Annotated in this window: 21 protein-coding genes; 8 read left to right on the top strand and 13 right to left on the bottom strand. The window is 67.8% G+C overall.

Features of this window, described 5'->3' with window-relative positions; genetic code table 11:
* The first annotated feature begins 70 nt into the window (after nucleotides 1–70).
* Complete coding sequence (locus tag P73_RS10560; protein WP_043869530.1) at nucleotides 71–874, top strand: helix-turn-helix transcriptional regulator; 804 nt, start codon at nucleotides 71–73, stop codon at nucleotides 872–874.
* Nucleotides 875–903: 29 nt separating this feature from the next.
* On the opposite strand, the gene P73_RS24360 is transcribed toward P73_RS10560, so the two are convergent.
* The 4 genes from P73_RS24360 to P73_RS10540 form a co-directional block, all read right to left on the bottom strand.
* On the bottom strand, nucleotides 904–1875 hold the full coding sequence (locus P73_RS24360; RefSeq protein WP_158401936.1) for a helix-turn-helix domain-containing protein: 972 nt from the start codon (nucleotides 1873–1875) through the stop codon (nucleotides 904–906).
* Nucleotides 1876–2052: 177 nt separating this feature from the next.
* Nucleotides 2053–3150, bottom strand: coding sequence for a C4-dicarboxylate TRAP transporter substrate-binding protein (locus P73_RS10550; protein ID WP_043869529.1), 1098 nt, complete (start codon nucleotides 3148–3150; stop codon nucleotides 2053–2055).
* A gap of 58 nt (nucleotides 3151–3208) precedes the next feature.
* A complete protein-coding gene (locus P73_RS10545; protein ID WP_043869528.1) occupies nucleotides 3209–4519 on the bottom strand; it encodes a TRAP transporter large permease in 1311 nt (436 codons plus the stop codon).
* A 1-nt stretch (nucleotide 4520) separates the two neighbouring features.
* Nucleotides 4521–5042 (bottom strand): TRAP transporter small permease, encoded by a 522-nt coding sequence (locus tag P73_RS10540; protein ID WP_052453166.1) that lies wholly within the window; start codon nucleotides 5040–5042, stop codon nucleotides 4521–4523.
* 400 nt (nucleotides 5043–5442) lie between these two features.
* Between P73_RS10540 and P73_RS10535 the strand changes: the two genes are divergently transcribed.
* The 7 genes from P73_RS10535 to ssuD all read left to right on the top strand — a co-directional run bounded on the left by P73_RS10535 (nucleotide 5443) and on the right by ssuD (nucleotide 12133).
* A complete protein-coding gene (locus P73_RS10535; protein ID WP_043869527.1) occupies nucleotides 5443–6009 on the top strand; it encodes a hypothetical protein in 567 nt (188 codons plus the stop codon).
* The gene (locus P73_RS10530) at nucleotides 6002–6427 is read left to right on the top strand and encodes a hypothetical protein (protein ID WP_043869526.1); all 426 of its coding nucleotides are present in this window, start codon (nucleotides 6002–6004) and stop codon (nucleotides 6425–6427) included. The genes P73_RS10535 and P73_RS10530 overlap by 8 nt, the downstream gene beginning before the upstream one ends.
* Nucleotides 6424–8151, top strand: coding sequence for a serine O-acetyltransferase (locus tag P73_RS26475; protein ID WP_245629263.1), 1728 nt, complete (start codon nucleotides 6424–6426; stop codon nucleotides 8149–8151). Before P73_RS10530 ends, P73_RS26475 begins: the two co-directional genes overlap by 4 nt.
* Nucleotides 8152–8366: 215 nt before the next feature.
* Nucleotides 8367–9353 (top strand): taurine ABC transporter substrate-binding protein, encoded by a 987-nt coding sequence (tauA, locus tag P73_RS10520; protein WP_043869525.1) that lies wholly within the window; start codon nucleotides 8367–8369, stop codon nucleotides 9351–9353.
* A gap of 46 nt (nucleotides 9354–9399) precedes the next feature.
* On the top strand, nucleotides 9400–10188 hold the full coding sequence (locus P73_RS10515; RefSeq protein WP_043869524.1) for a taurine ABC transporter ATP-binding protein: 789 nt from the start codon (nucleotides 9400–9402) through the stop codon (nucleotides 10186–10188).
* Nucleotides 10185–11006, top strand: coding sequence for an ABC transporter permease subunit (locus P73_RS10510; RefSeq protein ID WP_052453165.1), 822 nt, complete (start codon nucleotides 10185–10187; stop codon nucleotides 11004–11006). The genes P73_RS10515 and P73_RS10510 overlap by 4 nt, the downstream gene beginning before the upstream one ends.
* An 11-nt stretch (nucleotides 11007–11017) precedes the next feature.
* Complete coding sequence (gene ssuD, locus P73_RS10505; protein ID WP_139267131.1) at nucleotides 11018–12133, top strand: FMNH2-dependent alkanesulfonate monooxygenase; 1116 nt, start codon at nucleotides 11018–11020, stop codon at nucleotides 12131–12133.
* Between the two features lie 126 nt (nucleotides 12134–12259).
* Here ssuD and P73_RS10500 read toward each other — a convergent pair whose 3' ends face one another.
* The 9 genes from P73_RS10500 to P73_RS10455 form a co-directional block, all read right to left on the bottom strand.
* Nucleotides 12260–13006, bottom strand: coding sequence for an ATP-binding cassette domain-containing protein (locus P73_RS10500; RefSeq protein ID WP_043869522.1), 747 nt, complete (start codon nucleotides 13004–13006; stop codon nucleotides 12260–12262).
* Nucleotides 13006–13848, bottom strand: coding sequence for an ABC transporter permease subunit (locus P73_RS10495; RefSeq protein ID WP_082033191.1), 843 nt, complete (start codon nucleotides 13846–13848; stop codon nucleotides 13006–13008). The genes P73_RS10500 and P73_RS10495 overlap by 1 nt, the downstream gene beginning before the upstream one ends.
* 5 nt (nucleotides 13849–13853) lie before the next feature.
* Nucleotides 13854–14414: a type 2 periplasmic-binding domain-containing protein gene (locus P73_RS10490; protein WP_074743209.1), complete on the bottom strand. Its 561-nt coding sequence runs from the start codon at nucleotides 14412–14414 to the stop codon at nucleotides 13854–13856.
* 274 nt (nucleotides 14415–14688) lie between these two features.
* Nucleotides 14689–15717, bottom strand: coding sequence for an IS110 family RNA-guided transposase (locus P73_RS10485; protein WP_043867978.1), 1029 nt, complete (start codon nucleotides 15715–15717; stop codon nucleotides 14689–14691).
* A 102-nt stretch (nucleotides 15718–15819) separates the two neighbouring features.
* A protein-coding gene (locus P73_RS24945) for an IS5 family transposase (RefSeq protein WP_139267087.1) occupies nucleotides 15820–16580 on the bottom strand; the annotation gives its coding sequence in 2 pieces (ribosomal slippage) (nucleotides 15820–16256 and nucleotides 16256–16580; 762 coding nt in all).
* 25 nt (nucleotides 16581–16605) lie between these two features.
* Nucleotides 16606–17097: a PhnD/SsuA/transferrin family substrate-binding protein gene (locus P73_RS10470; protein WP_139267161.1), complete on the bottom strand. Its 492-nt coding sequence runs from the start codon at nucleotides 17095–17097 to the stop codon at nucleotides 16606–16608.
* A gap of 311 nt (nucleotides 17098–17408) precedes the next feature.
* Nucleotides 17409–17888 (bottom strand): MarR family winged helix-turn-helix transcriptional regulator, encoded by a 480-nt coding sequence (locus tag P73_RS10465; RefSeq protein ID WP_043869521.1) that lies wholly within the window; start codon nucleotides 17886–17888, stop codon nucleotides 17409–17411.
* A gap of 334 nt (nucleotides 17889–18222) precedes the next feature.
* On the bottom strand, nucleotides 18223–19518 hold the full coding sequence (locus P73_RS10460) for a TRAP transporter large permease (RefSeq protein WP_043869520.1): 1296 nt from the start codon (nucleotides 19516–19518) through the stop codon (nucleotides 18223–18225).
* A complete protein-coding gene (locus tag P73_RS10455; protein ID WP_043869519.1) occupies nucleotides 19508–20080 on the bottom strand; it encodes a TRAP transporter small permease in 573 nt (190 codons plus the stop codon). The genes P73_RS10460 and P73_RS10455 overlap by 11 nt, the downstream gene beginning before the upstream one ends.

The following is a 20080-nucleotide window of genomic DNA, read 5'->3' as shown; positions in this document are numbered from 1 at the left end:
TATCCTGCGCTGATCCGGACCGGGTGCGGCGGTCACTGCGCGCATCCCGGACGGAAGGGAGGACATGACAATGATTTACGCACCTGTCGCGACCGCCAATGCGGTCGCCGCATCCGCCGTCGACAGTCTCGGCGGCACGATCGAAAGCGTCGGCGGCGACGCCTTCATTCCCGCGCTTGCCGCGCTTCTGGGCGACCACCTCGCCGCCGAGGACTTTCTCGTCCTGCGCAGCGGCCCGGAGGGGGAACCGCCGCGGGTCCTGCATGCGGGCGGCCGCGCCCGGCGGCTCGCCGTCCACCTCCTCGGCGGGCTGCGGAGCGAACCGCGCCTCACGCGGCTGCTCGCCGCGCCGTCCGCGCCCGGCACGCAGGTGCTCCAGGCGGAGGCCCGCGCCTTCCGCAGCCCCGCCTTCCGCCGCAACTGCTTCGCCCTGCCCGGCATCCGCGAACTGGTGATCCTGGTGCGCCCGGTGGGCGACGACCTGATCACGCTCTGTCTTTTCCGCCGCGCCGCGGATCCGCGGCCGCCGGCGACGGCCGAGCTGGCGCATCTCGGAACGCTGCTCCTGCCGGTGCTCGACCTGCATTTTCGGCTTCTGGGAACCGCCACGCGCCAGCGCAGCGTCTCGGCGCAGGAGATGGAGGATTGCGTCGCCGCCACCTTCCCCGAACTGACCCGGCGCGAGGTGGCGGTCTGCGCCCGCTCGATCCTCGGGGTCACGGCGGAGGGCATCGCCCTCGATCTCGGCATCAAGCAGACCAGCGTCGTGACCTACCGGAGACGGGCCTATACCCGGCTCAACATCAGCTCGATCAACCAGTTGTCGACGATGTTGATCCAGTCCTCCGCGGCGCGCCAACTCGCCGCGGCCTGAGCGCGGGCCTTCCTCCCCCGCGCTCGCCCTCAGCCGCGCCTCAGCACCGATGTCGGCGGCATGCCGAACTTGCGGGAAAAGGCGCGGCTGAAATGCGAACTGTCCTTGAACCCGAAGCTGAAGGCAGCCTCGGTCACGTTGCGCACCTGCGCCCGCGCGAGCACGTCATAGGCCAGCTCCAGACGGCGGTCGAGCACCCAGCGCATCGGTGTCGTGCCCCGCTCGGCGAACAGCCGGTTGAGCGTGCGCGCCGACACGCCCGCCTCCGCGACGAGGCTGTCGAGCGTCAGGTCGCAGTCGTCGATGTTGCGCAGCAGGAAATCCTCGAGCTTTTCCACCAGCCAGCCGCCCCGCGCCATCTCCGCGGGGTCCGGGCGTGTACCGAGGGTGGAGACCACGTCGAGCGTCGCTCCGACGAGCCGCCCGGTGTCGCGCGTGTTGCGCGAGATCGCGTTGACGCAGAGTTCACGCACCATCGTCAGGGCGAGCAGCCCGTTGGTGGTGTCGGGGCGGATCACCGTCGCGCTTTCCGACACGATGTCGGGACAGTGCCGCCGCATCATGCCGGGATCGACCCAGAGCGATACCGCCCAGTAGGGGTGGGGAAACTCGATCTCGAAGGGGGCTCCGTGGCGGTAGACCAGCGCCTCGCCCTCCCGCGCCCGCAGCGCCCGGTGCCCCTGGGTCAGGCGCAGCTCTCCGCGCAGGCTGACCAGCAGCACCAGACTGTCGAACCCGTCGCGCTTGATCGTCTGCGGATCGCGCAGGAAACGGCCCGCCGAGGAATGGATCCGCGACATGCGCGCCCCGCCCCTGGCGGCAAAGGTCATCTCGCCGGAGAAATGCGGATCGGAACGGGGGGCGTAGCGGGTTTCGCAGAACGCTTCGCAGATGGCGCTGTGCCAGGAGGCCATGTCGCTCTCCCGGACATGGCGCACGTCGGCGGGCGTGACGACGCCGCTGTCGCCCCTTTCGGCCATGCGTGATGCGGATCTGTGCACCGGCGGTCTCCCTCCTCCAACACTGGGCCTTGCCATGCTGGCGGACCCAGCCTATCCCGCCCTTGTCCGAAGGACCAGCCCCGCCGCACGGCACGCCCTGCCGCTCCCCCACGAAACGCAAACCGCGTGCCACCCGGAGATGGCACGCGGCGCGGACCGGCGCGGCAGAGGGCGCGCTCAGAAGGGAAACTTGCTCATGAGATGTTCGCGGACCACGGCGAGGAGCGCCTCCTCGTCGGTCCGGTCGATGCCCTCGAGACGCTCCGCCCAGGTCTGTTGCAGGACGGCGAACTCGTCGAGGATCGCCTGCCCCTCGATCCCGTTCGCATCGGCGACCAGCGTCTCGAGATATTGCGTCTTGTAATCCTCCACCTGCCGGGCGAGCTCCGGCCCGGCCTCGTGCATCCTGACACCCCGCGTCTCGGCCTCGGCAAAGGCGTCCCGCGCGTTGCGGTCGAATTCCATGTGGGTGCGCACGATGCCGACGGCCATCTCCTCCTTCAGGAGCGCCTTGTGCGCCTCGGAAAGGCCCTCCCAGCTATCCTTGTTGAACGCCCAGATCGCCCCCGTCACCACGCCGAGCGGCACGGTCGTGACATCGGTGACCACGTCGTTGAACGAATAGCTCACGAGCGTGTTCGGATCCGCGATGACGCAGTCCAGCGATCCGCGCTGGATACCGCTGTAGGCATCCCCGATCGGCACGGAGACCGGGGTGCCGCCCAGCGACGTCACGAGCCCCGAAAAGGATTCCCCCGCCGTCCGCATACGCTTGCCCCTCGCCTGTTCCGGCGTGGTCACCTCCGTGTTGCACAGGATGTTGTAGAGCGGCGTGGCATGGGCGCCGGCCATGATCACGTTGTGCCTCTCCCATTCGGCGATCGCGTCGGCATTGGTATAGTTGAACTCGGTATAGGCCAGCGCCACGGTCCACATGTCGTCGCTGACGAAGGCCGCGTTGTTGAGCAGCGTCTGGATCGGCAGCTCCGCCGGCGTGTAGGCGGCATAGACATAGCCGAGGTCCGCGACGCCGTCGCCGATCCCCGACAGGGTGGTGCGTGCCGGAAGCAGCGATCCGCCGAAGAAGATCTCCGCCGTCAGATCTCCGCCGGTCTCCTCGGCGATGCGCTCGAACATCTCCATATAGGCATGCTTGGAATGGGCGTAGTTCTGCGGCAGCCAGGAACTTGCCGTCAGCTCCTCGGCCAGTGCGGGGGCCGCGACCGCCGCGAGCGCGGCGCTCGCAAGCGCGGTGAATGGGATGCGGGTCTTCATGTTCAGGGTCTCCTCCCGTTTGAAACTGAATGGACGTCGGACCGGCACGCCGGGCAGCCTATTGGGCGACGCCCGGAAGCCACAGCGACAGGATCGGAAAGGCGATGATGAGCGCCAGCGAGACGAGGTCGGCCAGCAGGAAGCCGAAGGTGCCGCGGAACACCTGCCCCAGGCTCACCTCCTCGCCCATCGCGCTCTTGACGACGAAGATGTTGAGGCCCATCGGCGGGGTGACCATCCCCATCTCGAGCAGCTTCACCGTGATCACGGCGAACCAGACCAGATCCACGCCGAACTGCTGCAATACCGGCGTCAGCACCGGCAGGGTGAGAAGCATGATCGACACCGGCTCGAGAAAGCACCCCATGACGAGATAGAGGAGCGCGATGGCGAGGATCAGGCCGATCTGGCTGTGGATATGGGCAGAGACCACATCCGAGAGAAGATTGGCCATGCCGGTCAGCCCCAGCAGGCGCTGGAACAGCGCGGCGCCGACCACGATGATGAAGATCGACGCGGTGCCCGTCGCCGTGCGCCGCAGCGCATCGGTGAAGCCCGCCCGCGTGAAGCTGCGGCGCAGGATCGCGAGCAGGATGGTCAGCCCGGCCCCGATCGCCCCGGCTTCGGTCGGGGTGAACAGCCCGGCGAAGATCCCGCCGATGACACAGACGATGATCAGCGGCAGCGGCCAGACGTCGCGGAAGGCCTCGCGCCGCTCCGCCTCGGACACGGTCTCGGTCACCCGCGGCGCGATCGCCGGTTTCAGCCCCACGCGCAGGGTGATGTAGAGGATGAACATCGCCGCCGAGAGCAGCCCCGGCATGAGCCCGGCGAGGAACAGGCTGTTGATGGATTGCGACATGGTGATGCCGTAGACGATCATCAGCACCGAAGGCGGGATCAGCGCCCCCAGCGTGCCCGCGGCGGCCACCGCGCCGGTGGCGAGGCCCGGATGGTACCGGGCGCGCAGCATCTCGGGCACCGCGGTGCGGGAAAAGGCGGCCGCCGTGGCCACGCTCGACCCGCTGGCCGAGGCGAAGAGCGCGGCGGAGATCACCGTCGCCGAGGCGAGCCCGCCGGGCAGCCAGCCCAGCGTGATCCGCGCCGAGCGGAACAGGTTGCGCGTGAGGTCGGTCGAGGCCGCGACGTAGCCCATCAGCAGGAACATCGGGATGGCCGAGAGATTCCAGTCGCCCACCAGGTCGAAGGGCACCGCCGACAGCACCCCGATCCCCGCCTTCACGCTGATCGCCGCGGAGATGCCGCCGAAGGCCACGAGTCCCATGGCAATCCCCACGGGCACCCGGATCGCCACGAGCAGCACGACGACCGCGACGCTCAGCGCGCCGATCAGTTCTCTTTCACTCATCTCAGAAGGCTCCCGGCGTGTCGTGTGGCGGCGGCGGCGCGCCCGCCCGCATGTATCTTGCGGCCTGCACCGCCTTCACCGCCGCGGCGAAGGCGCCGAGGAACAGTCCCGCCGGCATGAAGACGCGCGCCGGCCAGATCGGCACGTTCCAGGTGCCGGTGACGAATTCCTTCACCGCGAACGCCTCGACCGCCACCTCGGCATAGACCCAGCCCAGGATCAGATAGAAGGCCAGGGTGAGCACATGCGCCAGCAGGTCGAAGACGTCGCGCAGCACCGCGGGACAGCGGTCGTAGAGCGCCTCCACGGCGATATTCTCGTCGAGCATCTGGAGCAGCGCGAGCGGCAGGAAGATCGCGGCGACCATCAGGTAGGAGGCGACGATCGTGTCGTTGCCGGGGATCGCCATGTTGAAGGTGGCCCGCAACACGACATCCGCGACCACCAGGACGAGCATCAGCACGATCCCGACCCCGGCTATCGCCACGGCCAGACGGCTGATCGCATTTGCGGCTTTCGTCATCTCCCTCCCTTTCCCTGCTCGGCGGCCCCGGCCGGACGTCCCGTGTTCCGGGCCGGACAATGCGGTGGCGCGGAGAGCACCCCGCCCTCCGCATGGCACTCCTCACAGCAATCCTCTTGCCAGAGCATGACGCACAGGCCCTCGCGGCTCTGTCCTATCGGGCGAGGACAAATCGGCCGCCCGCTTCGGCAGCGGCAGCCGTGCCGCACCGCCGCATCCGGCGCGCCCGGTTTCCGCAATCCTGCCGGCATGCTCCACACGGGGCCATCGGTGGAAAATTCTTCTCCATCCGTCCCTTAAAAAGCATGTCCTCTGTTCTCCCCATTTCTCCGCCCCGATGGCATGATGGAGGATGGAGAGGCGCCGCCACGGATGCCTCCGTCACGCGGAAGAAGACGCCATGCCTCGCACGACTGCCGGTCTGAGCACCACATTGGCCAGCCTTCCCCTGGACAAGGGGTTGCGCCGCGCCGTCGAGCGGCAGCAGGAGGCGCTCGGCCGCGCCGACCGGAGCGAAGCGGACCTGCTGTCGCCCGAACACGCAGGTCCGGTGTCGCGTCTCGAGCGCCGGGCCATCGCGCTCCATGTGGCCGCGATTCACCGCGAACAGGAGCTGATCGACCGCTACCACGCCCTTCTTGCCGCCACCGAGGGGGCCGGCACGGCCCTGGCGCATCTGGTCGAGGCCGAGGCGCAGCGCGACGCCGCCCGCCCCGCCCCGACCGGCCACGCCCTGCCCGATGAGCGGCTGGCGCAGCTCCTCGCCCATGTCCGGGCGCTTCTGGAAGGCGACCGGCAGGGCCGGAGCGCGCTTCTGGCCCTCGACGCCGAGGCGGCGGGCATCGTCTCGCGGATCCTCGCCCTCGTGGTCTTCGAGGCGCGTGTGATCGGCGGCTTGCGGCAATGCGCCCTGGCGCGGCGGTCCGTCAATCCCCCTGCCCCGAAAGGATATACCAACCATGTTTGACACCGGCACCGGACCCGGCGTGCTGCCGGCCCCGTCCCCCGCCCCGCTTGGCCTGTTCCGCCGCGCCCGCGGTCTCGATGCGGGAGAACGCGCCCTTGTGGCGCTGGTCGTCTGTCGCGAGGCGGGCCGGATGGACCTCGCGCAGGACCATGCGCGCACGGCAGCGGAGGCCCTGCGCGATCCCTTCGCCGTCACCCTGCTTCTGGAGGAGGGGCTGCCCTCGCCGCTGACGGGACGGCTGGGCGCACTGGCGACGGCGGCGGGCGCGCTGGCGCGGCACCAGCCCGCGCTCGGACAGGCCGAACTGGACCGCCTCGCCTCGAACGGGGTGGATGCGGACGACCTGCTCTGCCTCGTGACGACCGTGGCCGAGGCCAGCGGCCGCCTGCACATCGCCGCGCCGGAACGCGGCGCATGACCCATCCGGGTGCGACGGGTCCGGGTGCGGCGGGCAGGTCCACCACCGGCCGCGATGCCGTCACGCCGCTCGCGCACCGGCACATGCCGCGCCTGATCGCCGCCCCCGGCTGCCTGACGGCGCAGCGCGCGGGTCTCGCCCTGCTGATTTGCGGCCTGCCCCTCCGCGCCGAACCCGGCCCGCGCACCGAATTGCGGCTCACCGGCCCCTTCAAGGACACCACCGTCCGCCGCGATCCCCAGAGCATTCTCGCCCTGCTGGACGAGCTTTGTCCCGGCATCCTGTTTTCCGCCGACCCGGACCGGCGCGCCGGCCAGCAAAGGCTGATCTGCCAGACGATGACCGCCGATGTCCGGCTGCGCGAGGTGACGCATGCCACCAATCACCGCGACCTGGACATCGCCATCCACCTGCTGCGCGACACGATGCTGCGGATCGAACGGTGGTTCGATGCGCCGCCGGCAGTCCCGGCGCCGGACGCGGTGGTCGCGGTGGTCGCGCCGCTGATCTGGCGCATGACCCTGCTCGACCGCCACCACCGCACGCATCTCTGTCTGGGGCTGGAAGGGATCATGAGCCAGGCGGCGCAGGTCTCGCGCCTGCCGGGCGCGGAGACCCTGCTCGGGGAGGAAGCCGCGCGCCGCTTCCTTGCCCGGCTGCCCGCCGGCGCCGTGATCAGCCTGCCCGAGGACAAGCGCCCGGACTGGGCGCAGGCGCTCGGTCCCGTGGCGGTGCCGCAGCTCCGTCACATCACCCCACGACGAAAGACCACGATCCTGACGACTCCCATCAGACATGCCGACATCCCGTCCCCGCCCGGCCCCGAGGCCGCCGGAGACGATCCTCTGGACGCCATCGCCGAAAAGCTGCGGCTGATCCGCATCACCTCGCAGCAACGCCGCTATCCCGGCCGGGCGACCCCGCGCCTGCCCTCCCGCCTCTCGGTGATCCGGCTGCTGTCGCATGTCGTCGGCGCGCTCTACCCGCGCCACTACGGCCCGCCGGGGCTGGACGTGCAGTCGGCGGACGACTTCGTCGCGCAGAGGCTGCGTGCGATCCGCCACCGCCTTGCCGGTCAGCTGGAGCTCGAATGGCTGCTGCATCCCGAGGCGGGCCAGCCGGACTGCCGCCGCCGGGCCCGCGCCGCCGCCGACGCCTTCCTCGCGGGGCTGCCGCAGATCCGCGACCTGCACGACACGGACATCAATGCCGCCTTCCTGGGCGACCCCTCCGCCAGAAGCCTCGATGAGATCGTCCTGTGCTTTCCCGGCATCGCCGCCATCCTGCGCCATCGCATCGCCCACAGCCTCTATGGCCTGGGCGCGCCGATGCTGGCGCGGATCATGGCCGAGCATTCCCATTCGCAATCCGGCATCGACATCCATCCCGGCGCAAAGATCGGTCCGGCCTGCTTCATCGACCACGGCACCGGCGTGGTGATCGGGGAAACCGCCGTGATCGGCCGCAACGTGCGGATCTATCAGCAGGTCACGCTGGGAGCGAAACGGTTCGAGAGCGACGGCGAGGGCGGGCTGGTCAAAGGGCAGCCCCGGCATCCGGTGGTCGGAGACGACGTGGTGATCTATGCCGGCGCCACGATTCTGGGCCGGATCGAGATCGGCAAGGGTGCGATCATCGGCGGCGGCGTCTGGCTGACCGATCCGGTTCCGCCCGGCGCCGTCGTCACCCAGGCGATGCCGAGCCTCGACGGCACCGCGAGCTGACCCTTCCGCCGGGCGGAGGGCGCGACCGCCGGAGGCCCGGCGGCGGCGATCCCGGTGCCGCGAAGGAAACGTCGTTCTCCCCGCGCCCGCCCCTCTGGCAACAGCTTCCATCGGGGTGCCTCAATAGAGAATGGGAGGCAGGCGCAATCTCGTCCATATTGGTCGTGTATTAAGGAATATGCCGCAGCGCGGCAAACGCTCAGTGAGACACAGAAATGATCCTTCGGAACCTTCCCGCCTCCTTCGCCCTCGCCACCCTCCTGGGCGGCATCGCCATGCCCGCACTGGCCGACAGCCTGCGCATCGGATGGCAGCAGATCGTCGAACCCTCGCGCATCCCGCAGGCGGACGGCACCTATGAGACCGCCACCGGGGCCGATGTCGAATGGCACCTGTTCGGCGGCGGGGCGGATGTGATCGCCGCCATCGCGGCCGGCTCCATCGACATCGGCTATGTCGGATCCTCGCCGCTCACCGCCGCCGCCTCGCAGGATCTGCCGATCGAGACCATCTATATCGTCGGCAACATCGCCGAAGCCGAGGCGCTCGCGGTGAAGGACATCGACACGCCCGAGGATCTGAAGGGCCGGAAGATCGCCACGCCCTTCGTTTCCACCGCGCATTATTCGCTGCTGACGGCGCTGGACCACTGGGGGATCGCCCCCACGGAGGTGAACCTGCTGAACCTGCGTCCGCAGGAGATCGCCGCCGCGTGGGAAAGGGGCGACATCGACGGCGCCTATATCTGGGATCCGGTTCTGAACCAGATCAAGGCGTCCGGCGGCACGGTCCTGGCCGACAGCGCCGACGTGGCCGAATGGGGCGGGCCGACCTTCGACGCCTGGATCGTCCGCAAGGATTATGCCGAGGAACATCCCGAGATCGTCACCGCCTTCGTCAGGGTCACCGGCGAGGCCGCCGATGCCTATCTCGCCGATCCCTCCGCCTGGGACGAGACCAGCGAACAGGCCGGCAAGATCGCCGAACTGACCGGCGCCCCGGCCTCGGACGTGCCGGCCCTGCTCAAGGGCTATGCCTTTGCCGGTCTGGAGGAACAGACGAGCGACGCCTTCCTCGGCAGCGCCAGCGCCGAGGCGATCCGGGCCACGGCGAACTTCCTCCAGGACCAGGGATCTGCCACCGCGAAGGACGACTATTCGGCCTTCGTCAATCCCGGCTTCGCGGAAGCGGCGCTCAAGTGACGAAAGGGGGCCGGCGGATCGCTCCGCCGCCGGCCCGGACCGTTCCATGTCGGCACTTCGCCTCTCACAGGTGTCCCTGCATTACGGCGCGACCGGCGGTCGCGCCGCTCCGCTTGTGCTGGAGGACATCTCCCTCACCCTCGACCGCGGCGAATTCCTGTCCGTCATCGGCCGTTCCGGATCGGGAAAGACCTCCCTGCTCAACCTCGCGGCGGGCTTCGTCGCCCCCTCCTCCGGGCGGGTCGAGGTCGACGGCAATGCGGTGACCGGGCCCGGACCGGACCGCGCAGTCGTCTTCCAGGACGATGCGCTCTTTCCCTGGCGGCGGGTGCTGGAGAACGTGGCCCTGCCGCTGAAACTCGCGGGCGTGCCCCGCGCGGACCGGCTTGAGCGGGCGCACCACTGGCTGACCGAGGTGGGGCTGGCCGGACAGGGCGGCAAGTTCGTCTGGCAGCTTTCCGGCGGACAGAGGCAACGCGTCGGCATCGCGCGGGCGCTGGCGGCGGAGCCGCGGTTCCTCCTGATGGACGAACCGCTCGGCGCGCTGGACGCGATGACCCGCGACCAGATGCACGAGCTCCTCCTGAAGCTCTGGCAGGAAAGCCATGCCGGTGCCCTGCTCATCACCCACAGCGTCGAGGAGGCCGTCTTCCTGTCCACATCGGTCGTGGTTCTCGCCCCGGAACCGGGCCGGATCGCCTTCAGGGAAGAGCTCGATTTCGGCCGGCGCTTCCTGGCGGGGGAGGATCCGCGCAGCCTGAAATCCGAACCCGCCTTCATCGCCGCCCGTGAGCGGCTGCTGGCCGCGATCCACGAAAAGGAGACCGCCCGATGACCGATATCCCCCTGGAACGCGAGCCGCAGGCAGAACGCCCGGCGCCCCGCCGCCTGCACTGGGGCGCGCTGATCGGGACGGCGACCATCGCGGTGCTGGTCGCGCTGTGGGCCCTGGCCTCCGCGCTCGGCTGGGCCTCGCCGGTGTTCCTGCCCTCGCCCGCGCGGGTCTGGGCCGCGATGACGCGCGCCGCGACCGACGGCTATGCCAATGCGACGCTCTGGACCCATATGGGAGCGAGCCTGTGGCGCGTCGCCGCGGCCCTGTTCTTCACGATGCTGATCGGCGTGCCGACCGGGCTGCTGATCGCCACGTCGCGCATCGGACGCGGCGTCCTCGACCCGCTGGTCGAGTTCATCCGCCCCCTGCCCCCGCTCGCCTACCTGCCGCTGATCATCATCTGGTTCGGCATCGGAGAGCCCTCGAAGGTGCTGGTCATCGGGATCGCCATGCTGGCGCCCATCGTGATCTCCACCGCCTCGGGGGTGCGCGCGGCCAGCGAAAGCCAGATCCGTGCGGCGCGCGCCTTCGGCGCCACGCGCGGCCAGATGATCACGGAGGTCATGCTGCCCGCCGCGCTGCCCTCGATCCTGACCGGCATCCGCATCGCGCTCGGCGCGGGCTGGACCACGCTCGTGGCGGCCGAGCTGGTCGCGGCCACGCGCGGGCTGGGCTACATGATCCAGTCCGCCGCGCAATTCCTCGTCACCGACATGGTCATCGCCGGCATCCTCGTGATCTCCGCGCTGGCCACGATTTCCGAACTGGCGCTCCGCTTCGTCGAGCGCCGCTTCCTGCCGTGGATCGGCAGGTCATGAAAGGACGCCCGATGACCCATCCCGACATCTTCTGGTTCCTGCCGAGTTCCGGCGACACCCGCTATCTCGGCACAAACGATTACGGACGGACCCCGACGATCCCCTATCTCCAGGAGATCGCCGTGCGGGCGGACCGGCTGGGATATGACGGGCTGCTGATCCCGACCGCCGCGCAATGCCTCGATCCCTGGGTGGTGGCCTCCTCGCTGATCGGCATCACCCGCAACATCAAGGTGCTGGTGGCGCTCAGGACCGCGATCATGACCGCCCCCGCCTCGGCCCGACAGGCGGCGACGCTGGACCAGGCGCTGGAGGGGCGGCTTCTGCTGAACGTCGTGGTCGGAGGCGACGCGGCGGAGCTTGCCGCCGACGGCGTGCACCACGGCCATGACAACCGCTATGCCGCGGCGGACGAATTCCTGACCGTGTGGCGGCGCGTGCTCTCGGGCGAGGAAGTCAGCCACGACGGCCGGTTCACCCGCGTCACGCAGGCGCGCAACGTCCATGCGCCGGTGCAACGTCCCCACCCCCCGCTCTACTTCGGCGGCTCCTCGCCGGCGGCGCATGATCTTGCCGCGAAACATGTGGATGCCTACCTGACCTGGGGCGAGCCGCCGGAAGCGGTCGAGAGGAAGATCGGGGATGTCCGGGCGCGTGCCGAGGCCGAGGGCCGCACCGTGCGCTTCGGCATCCGGTTCCACGCCATCGTGCGCGAGACCGAGGCCGAAGCCTGGGCGGCGGCCGACAGGCTGATCGCGCAGGTCTCCGACGACGACATCGCCCGTGCCATGGCCGCCTTCTCGAAGATGGACAGCGAAGGCCAGCGCCGGATGACCGCGCTGCACGGCGGGCGCCGCGACCGGCTCGAGATCGCGCCGAATATCTGGGCGGGGGTGGGGCTCGTGCGCGGCGGTGCGGGCACGGCGCTCGTCGGCGATCCGCACACCGTCCGCAAGCGGATGCAGGACTACCAGGATCTCGGCATCGACACGTTCGTGTTGTCGGGCTATCCGCATCTGGAAGAAGCCCAGCGCTTCGCGGAGCTGATGTTCCCGCTGCTGGGCAAGGCGCAGGTCACGGAAACCGGCACCTCGCGCACCGGCGGGGCGAATGACGGCAGGCGCTGAACCTGCCGCGACGCCCGGACACGCGGGGCGAAGATCCATTGCAGAGACTTCGGGGGCGGCATCGGTCCCCACATCGCGACAATCGCGACGCGCGCCTGCCGCGGGAGGACCTATGCCCTGCCCGCCTCAGGCGACCGCCTTGCCGAACAACTGGTCGAGGATCCGCTGCTCGAGCGCCGCGACCTGCGCGCTGCCGTGATGGCGCGGCCGGGGCAGGTCGATCGCGAGGTCGAGCGCGATCCGCCCCTCCTCCAGCACCACCACGCGGTCGGCGAGGATGACCGCTTCGGCGACGTCATGGGTGACCAGAACCGCGGTGAAGCCCTTCTCGCGCCAGATCCGCTCGAGCAGCTGCTGCATCTCGATCCGGGTCAGCGCGTCCAGCGCGCCCAGAGGCTCGTCGAGCGTCAGGATGCGGGGCGAGCCGACCAGCGCGCGGGCCAGGGCCACGCGCTGCTTCTGCCCGCCCGAGAGGACGGAGGGCCAGTCCCCACCCCGGTCGCCGAGGCCGACCTCGGCCAGCAGGGCGCCGGTCCGCCGCCGAGCTTCGTCGCCCGTCGCGAGGCCGGTGAGCCCGACCGCCACGTTTCCGGCGATCTTCTCCCAGGGCAGCAGGCGGGGTTCCTGGAACATGATCCGGATATCCGCCGGTCCGATGGCCGCCGGCCGCTCGATCCGCCCGCCGTCGGGCCGGTCGAGACCGGCGAGCAGGCGCAGGAGCGTGGACTTGCCGCAACCGGATTTGCCGATGACGGCGAGGAACTGCCCCTCGGGCACCTCGAGCTCCAGCCCGTTCAGCACGGTCTTGTCTCCGAACCGGCGTGCGACACCGCGAAATGCGAAGGCCGGCGGGCGTCCTGCATCCTGTGCCATCAGTCGTCCTTTCGCTGGAAGGCCGGGTGCCATTGCAGGGAGAGGCGTTCCAGGAACCGCGCCAGGCTGTCGGCCAGCTTGCCCAGAAGCGCGTAGATCAGGATCGACAGCACCACGATGTCGATCTGCATGAACTCGCGGGCCTGCATGGCCATGTACCCCAGCCCCGACTGCGCCGAAATCGTTTCCGCCACGATGAGCGTCAGCCACATAATACCGAGCGCATAGCGCAATCCGGTGAAGATCGCCGGCAGCGCCCCCGGCAGGATCACCCGGCGGAACAGCGTCCGCGGCGTCATGCCGTAGATCCGGCCCATTTCCACGAGCTGCGGGTCGAGGCCCTGGATGCCCAGCAGCGTGTTGACATAGATCGGAAAGAAGACCCCGAGCGCGACGAGGAAGATCTTTGCCTCCTCACCGATCCCGAACCACAGGATCACCAGCGGGATCAGCGCCAGATGCGGCACGTTGCGGATCATCTGGAGCGTCGTGTCGGTCACGTCCCGCGACATCCGCGACAGGCCGTTGGCCAGCCCGAGGGCAAAGCCGATCGCCCCGCCGATGACGAAACCGGCGAGCGCCCGCCCGGCGCTTACCGCGACATTGTCGGCCAGCGCGCCGGAGAGCAGCAGCTTCCAGAACGCCGCGAGCACCGCGGTCGGCGCGGGCAGGACATTGGACCGGATCAGGCCGGCGCGCGACAGCCCTTCCCACAGCAGGATCAGGAGCAGCGGCAGCACCCAGCCGATCCAGCCCCGCCCCGGACGAAGGCGCGACAGGCGGAAGGGCGCGCGCTCCTCCGTCCGGCTCCGCCGCCCGGTCTGCGTGGAGATCACGCTCATCCGCCTCAGCCTCCCGGTGCGGCCCAGACCGCATCCTCGACGCGGATCGCGTTGGGAATGAGGCCGAGGTCGAAGAAGCGGTCGGCGGTCTCCTGCTGGCCGGCGACGATCTCCGGCGTCAGCGGGAAGATCCCGAATTCCGCCCGTTCGGCGGCAAGCTCCTGCGCCTCCAGCGGGACCCCCGTCACCTCGTGCAGCGCCTCGGCGACCTTGTCGCGATTGGCATCGGCCCAGGCGGCGGAGTCCGCGAGCGCGGCGAGCGTGCCCTCGATCACCGGCGCATTGTCCGGTTCGGCCGCAAAGGCGCTGTTGCCGAGGAAATAGGTGTTGACGGTGATCACCTCGGGCGCGCGCACCAGGACCGTGGGCTCGTGCTGCACCTCCGCGATGGCCAGGAACGGATCCCAGATCGACCAGGCGTCCACATTGTCGGAGCTGAAGGCCGCCCCCGCATCCGCCGGGGCGAGATAGACCGGCTCGATATCCGCGAATGTCAGCCCGTTCGCCTCTAGGCTCAGGACTTCGGTAACGGGGGCGTCCCAGTCAAGCGGTTTTGCGCACAACAATTGACCCGCCGTAGAGGTTACTTTGATATACTTGGTGCCGGTCCTGGCTTCCTTCGCGGCCTATAGCTGAGATCCTTGGGGAACATGCTTCGGTTCGTGGTCAGCGCGATGGCTGCCAACATGATGCTGGTTCGATGTAATTCCGATGTGCCCATCTCATAGGCGTGCTTGGCAAAAACCAGCGACAGTCCTGACCACGGCATCATCGGAACCACGTCCCTGCGGGACCTCAAAGGCCTGCGATCAGGCAGGCAACGGGTGGGGTGTCATCCTGTTAGGCAGGGTTTGGCGCCGCATCTGATTGGAAGGTTGTGCCATCGACCCAAATCCGATGCAGTATGACAGCGATGCGGCGTGCGAGGGCGACCATCGCAACTTTGCGTCCGCGCCGCTGCACGAGTTGGGCTCCCCACGTTCTCAGCCAAGTCGATCGGCCACGGTTCATCATGACAGTTGCAGCCTGGCACAACGCCCTTCTCAGATTGACATCGCCAGCTTTGGTTATACCACCCGACACGTCCCGTTCACCGGACTGGTTGCGTGAAGGCGTCAAACCAACCCAGGGTCCGACCCTTTTCGAAGACCGAAAGCGGGCCGGATCATCGACCGCAGCACGAAATGTCAGTGCTACGACGACACCGATTCCTGGCATCGACATAAGGCGTTGGCAAACCGGATCATCCCAGGCCAACCGCCGCACGCACTTTTCGAGATCGGCCAGTTCCTGTCGTAGGGACGCTCGGGCCCGCAGCATCGGTTCAGTCGCGGCTTCCAGCATCGGATTGCCATCTGCCAATTCCCGAATGCGTGTCTCGAACTTGCCGCGGGAGATCGCACCGACCTTGAGGCCAAAGTTCCGCAGCAATCCGCGCACCGACATTTCCAGAGCGATCATGTTCTGCTGGATAGCCTTTCGAGCGCCGAGAACTGCCCGGGTTTCCTGAGCAGAGACGGATTTACAGTGAACCGGGCGGAACCAGCCGAGATGAAGAAGGCGTGCAATCCCTTCTGCATCGCGGCGATCCGTCTTGATCGGCATCGCCTTCAACGCTCCTTTCACCTGGCGCGTTTCCATGAGCACCGCTTCCAGTCCAGCTTCGGTCAGCCCTCTGTGCAGCCATTGCGACAGTGGCCCGGCCTCCAGGCCAATCGCTGCGATACTGCCGTCAAGTTCGTCCAACCAATGCGCCAAAGCTTCCGGTTCACTTTCAGTCTCCGCCTCTTTGACGATCTGGCCATGCTCGCTGACCACACAAACTGCGGTCTTCGCCAACGACACATCCAATCCAATAAATAGCTTCATCCCGTCATCCTCCATCTGGGTTCAATACGGGAATGGCGACAGCGCGGTGCTGATCTGACAAGTGGCAACGGTCGTGCGTGACGCAGGCCCCGTTACAGCATCTCATAGCCAGAAAAGGACGGTTGCGGCGAGGGCGATGGCTGAGAGAAAAACCTTCGGGCACCTGTCGTAGCGGGTTGCAACGCGCCTCCAGTCCTTCAGTCTGCCGAACATGATCTCGATCCGGTTGCGGCGCTTGTAGCGTCGCCGATCGTATCGGACTGGTGTCTTCCGTCCCTTTCGGCCCGGGATGCAGACCCGCAAGCCCTTGTCTTGCAGACTTTCTCTGAGCCAATCGGCATCATAGCCGCGATCGCCGAGAAACCACTTCGCAGGTGGGAGATCGCGCAGCATCGCCCGTGCGCCGGTATAGTCGCTCACTTGGCCCGCGGACATGAAGAAGCGCAGGGGGCGGCCCTCGCCGTCAGTGACCGCGTGGAGCTTTGTGTTCATTCCGCCTTTCGTTCGGCCGATGAGGCGTCCGCGCCCCCCTTTTTTGCTCGCAGGCTGGATGCCGTGCGATGCGCCTTCAGGTAGGTTGCATCGATCATGATGGTCTCGGGCTCAGGGGCCTCCGCGGCCAGCCCCTCGAAGATCCTGGCAAAGACACCGAGCTCGCTCCATCGCTTCCAGCGGTTGTAGAGCGTCTTTGGAGGCCCATACTCCGAAGGCGCGTCACACCACCTCAAGCCGTTGCGATTGATGAAGATAATGCCGCTCAGGACACGACGATCATCAACGCGAGGGCGCCCATGGCTCTTTGGGAAGAAGGGCCGAAGGCGCTCCATCTGCGCCTCCGTCAACCAGAACAAGTTGCTCGTCATATCGGCCTCCTTGCGGAGCCGTGAATCACGACAAGCCCGACAAATCAATGGGTCCTGAGCCTAGCGCGGCAACCAGCAGGTTGTGCGCGGAGGTGCCCTTGCCCACCGCGACCTTCCGGCCCTTCAGATCCGCCACGGTCGCGATCCCGCTTCCGGCCTTGGCGACGATCGCCTCACCCAGCCCGTTGGCGGGCAGCGCCGCGATATAGACGATATCCGCCCCCGCGCTCTGTCCGAAGATCGGCGGCGCATCCCCGGTCCAACCCAGGTGCACGGCGCCGACATTCAGCGCCTCGACCAGGGGCGGGCCGGCGCTGAATTCGACCCATTCCACGCCGACGTCCAGCGGCTCGAGCGCGGTTTCTATGCTGCGCTGCTGCTGGGCGATGACGGGCAGGTTGGTCTTCTGGTAGCCGATCTTCAGCACCTTCACCGCCTCCGCGGCGGCGCCGAGGGGCGACAGCGCGGCAAGGGCGATGCCGCTCAGAAGCAGAAGGCGACGGGTCACACCGGGCATGAGGCTCTCCGTATTGCGGGTGGTTTCTCTGGTTTCACGCGCGATATTCGCACGAGAGACATATCACGAGTCAATGGGTCGTTATTTCGCCCGGCCGCGGCGGAGATCTCCACAGGGATAAGCAAGTATTTGTTTTGAAATGTATTTATTTCTCGCCTCCGGCGGGAGGAGAATGATATGCCACCACGGCGGCGCAAACAGATGAATTTTGCCGCAAGCGCCCCCGCATTTGGAAAGCCGTTGCGCCCGATCCGCAGACAGCGGAGGCCGCGACAGGCAGAAGACCGCCTGCCCCGCCTCCGCGGAAGGTGTCAGCCCGCGCGGCTGGCGGGCTGGGCGGAGGACGCGATGACGCGCGGCCGGCTCTCCGCCTCGAGTTCGCTACAGATCTTCTTCAGCAGGTAGACGAAAAGCGGCCTTTCATGCTCGTCCAGCGCCTCGAGCAGCCGGTTGTGGACATTGTCGACATTGGCGCGCAGCGCGACGACGATCCGGCTCCCCTCCCCGGTCAGGGACACGATCCGCGCCCGGCGGTCCGTCTGGCCCGCCCGGCGCTCGATGAGGCCCTTCTTCTCCAGCCTGCGGATCGTCTCGGCAGCCGTCGACTTGTCGAGGGACACCGCGGCGGCCAGAGTCTTCTGATCGAGCTCCCCGCGCTCGTTGAGCACCGACAGGATGGCGTACTGGATCGGCGTCAGGTCTGATCCCTCGCATTCCTGGAAGAAGAGCGACGAGGAAATCTGATGGCAGCGGCGGATCAGATGACCCGGTTTCTCGGAGATGTCAGTCATGGTGCGGATCCAGTTGCTTTGCCGGTTCCGGGGAGAGGCTCCGAAACCGGCCGGTTGAAGGCGTCCTCGCGGAACGGCCGAAAGGGACCGGGGACACCGGAGCGGACAGGGCAGTCCCATGCCCCTGCGGCCCCCCCGGACACATATCATACACCATGTCGCGTCACCCTTTCGCCGGCCCGAAGGCGCCCTTGCAAATCCCGTCGAGCGGATATGCCTTTATAGCGTCTCCGGGCGCGTCCACAACGATCGGGCCCGCCCCGGCCGCATCTTTCCTGCGTGCGCGGGCCGCGGCGGTCCTCTTCCGGCGTGTGACACGACGCTCCCTCACCGGCTATCTCAGCAGGTCCGGGAGCCAGAGGACGAGCTGTGGCCAGGCGACCAGCACCACCGCGAAAAGGACGATGATGAGCGCAAAGGGCACGACCCCGCGCATGACGTCCGAGAGCCGTCCCTGCGAGATCCCCTGGATGATGAACAGGCTGAGCCCCATCGGCGGGGTGATGAGCGCAAGCTCGATGAACAGGACGGTGATGACGCCGAAAACGACCGGATCTATCCCGTAATTGGCGAGCAGCGGAAAGACGATGGGCACGATGATGACCATCATGGCGATGCTTTCGACAAAGGTGCCCATGACGATGAACACCGCGAAGATCACCCCGACGAACTGCCATTTCCCCAGATCGAGCCCGCCGAAGAAATCGCCGATGACGGAGTTGATCCCGGCAAAGCTCGTGGCGGAGGCGAAGATGAAGGCTCCGACGACAATGAACATGATGCTGCCGGACACCCAGATCGTCTGCAAAAGCGCCGTTCTCAGCCGGGACAGGCTGAGGCCGCGGTAAGCGAAACCGAGGACGAGGGCAAAGACACAGCCGATCGTCGCCGCCTCCGTCGTGGTGGCCCATCCGGCATAGAGCGAACCGAGCGTGCCCCCGATCAGCAGGAAGAAGGGCACGACGTCTCCGACGGCGGCGATCACCTGGCTCGGCGTCGGCCGTTCCGACCGGACGCCCCCCGATCCCCTCACCAGCGTATGCAGGGCGATGTAGATCATGAACAGCCCGGCGAGGATCAGCCCCGGCAAGAGCGAGCCGAGAAAGAGCGTCGGGACGGAGGTGTTGGTGAAGGTCGAATAGAGGATCAGCGCAATCGAGGGCGGGATGAGGATGCCGAGCGTGCCGCCCGCCGCGAGCGACCCGGCCGAGAGCGCCGGGTCGTAGTTCCGGCGCGCCAGTTGCGGCAGGGCGATGCGCCCGATGGCGGCGGCGGTCGCCACGCTCGATCCGCAGACCGACGAGAACACGGCACAGCCCGCGATATTGGTCTGGAGCAGGCCGCCCGGAATGCGCCCGACCAGCACGTCGAGGCCGCGATAGACCCGCGTGCTGAGGCCGCTCGCCATCAGGATTTCGGCCATCAGGATGAACAGCGGAACGGCGGTCAGCGTCGGGTTGTTCAGCGTGCCCCAGACCAGAAAGCCGAGGCTGTTCATCGCGCTCCAGCCCGAGTCGATCAGCAGATAGGCAATCGCGGGGATGAGGATCGCGATCGGAACGACGAAGCCCCAGGCCAGCATGGCGAGGAAGCCGAGCAGGACGACGACTGTGGCGAGTTCAGGTGTCATCTTCGTCCTCCGCATAGCCTGTGCCCTGCGCGCCGGGTGTCCTGAGCTGAAGGAGGTGAACGATGAGGATCTGACACATGGCGACGACATAGAGGCCGGAGCCGAGCACCAGCGCGAATTTCGGAATCCAGAGCGGCGTGGCCGAGAGTGTCGGCGCGGTGTCGCCCGAGCGGATGCTCGAAATCTCGAATTCCGTGAGCTTCCACAGCAGCAGCGCGGTCAGCGCGAGGCCGACGAGGTCGAAGAGGATCTCCACGGCGCGCGCGACCGCGGGCGGCAGGTTCGCGATGATGATCTCCACCCGCGGGAACCGCCCGTGGAGCTGGCAGGTCGCAAGGCTCATGAGCGTCAGCGCGACGAGGGCGTATCCGGCGTATTCGTCGGACAGATAGGTGGAGGTCGAAAAGCCGCTTCGCAGAACGACCTCGAGGGCGACGATGCCGAGCATGAGAAGCAGCGCGGCGACGCTGGCGACCACGCAGATGCGGTCCACCAGCCGGATCGAACGATTGAGAAGGAGGATGCCCGGCCCTCCGTTCCCGGAGACCGACACGAGCGCCAT

The organism is Celeribacter indicus, from assembly GCF_000819565.1.
In the GTDB taxonomy this organism is placed as follows: Bacteria; Pseudomonadota; Alphaproteobacteria; order Rhodobacterales; family Rhodobacteraceae; genus Celeribacter; species Celeribacter indicus.
Note: the sequence above shows the minus strand (reverse complement) of the source record. Positions and strands in the feature narration are given on the sequence as shown.

Coding starts and splice junctions, on each gene's coding strand:
- P73_RS10560 (WP_043869530.1), top strand. CDS start 71: ATGATTTACGCACCTGTCGCGACCGCCAATGCGGTCGCCGCATCCGCC.
- P73_RS10550 (WP_043869529.1), bottom strand. CDS start 3,150: ATGAAGACCCGCATCCCATTCACCGCGCTTGCGAGCGCCGCGCTCGCG.
- P73_RS10545 (WP_043869528.1), bottom strand. CDS start 4,519: ATGAGTGAAAGAGAACTGATCGGCGCGCTGAGCGTCGCGGTCGTCGTG.
- P73_RS10540 (WP_052453166.1), bottom strand. CDS start 5,042: ATGACGAAAGCCGCAAATGCGATCAGCCGTCTGGCCGTGGCGATAGCC.
- P73_RS10535 (WP_043869527.1), top strand. CDS start 5,443: ATGCCTCGCACGACTGCCGGTCTGAGCACCACATTGGCCAGCCTTCCC.
- P73_RS10530 (WP_043869526.1), top strand. CDS start 6,002: ATGTTTGACACCGGCACCGGACCCGGCGTGCTGCCGGCCCCGTCCCCC.
- P73_RS26475 (WP_245629263.1), top strand. CDS start 6,424: ATGACCCATCCGGGTGCGACGGGTCCGGGTGCGGCGGGCAGGTCCACC.
- tauA (WP_043869525.1), top strand. CDS start 8,367: ATGATCCTTCGGAACCTTCCCGCCTCCTTCGCCCTCGCCACCCTCCTG.
- P73_RS10515 (WP_043869524.1), top strand. CDS start 9,400: ATGTCGGCACTTCGCCTCTCACAGGTGTCCCTGCATTACGGCGCGACC.
- P73_RS10510 (WP_052453165.1), top strand. CDS start 10,185: ATGACCGATATCCCCCTGGAACGCGAGCCGCAGGCAGAACGCCCGGCG.
- ssuD (WP_139267131.1), top strand. CDS start 11,018: ATGACCCATCCCGACATCTTCTGGTTCCTGCCGAGTTCCGGCGACACC.
- P73_RS10500 (WP_043869522.1), bottom strand. CDS start 13,006: ATGGCACAGGATGCAGGACGCCCGCCGGCCTTCGCATTTCGCGGTGTC.
- P73_RS10495 (WP_082033191.1), bottom strand. CDS start 13,848: ATGAGCGTGATCTCCACGCAGACCGGGCGGCGGAGCCGGACGGAGGAG.
- P73_RS10485 (WP_043867978.1), bottom strand. CDS start 15,717: ATGAAGCTATTTATTGGATTGGATGTGTCGTTGGCGAAGACCGCAGTT.
- P73_RS10470 (WP_139267161.1), bottom strand. CDS start 17,097: ATGCCCGGTGTGACCCGTCGCCTTCTGCTTCTGAGCGGCATCGCCCTT.
- P73_RS10465 (WP_043869521.1), bottom strand. CDS start 17,888: ATGACTGACATCTCCGAGAAACCGGGTCATCTGATCCGCCGCTGCCAT.
- P73_RS10460 (WP_043869520.1), bottom strand. CDS start 19,518: ATGACACCTGAACTCGCCACAGTCGTCGTCCTGCTCGGCTTCCTCGCC.
- P73_RS10455 (WP_043869519.1), bottom strand. CDS start 20,080: ATGGCGCTCGTGTCGGTCTCCGGGAACGGAGGGCCGGGCATCCTCCTT.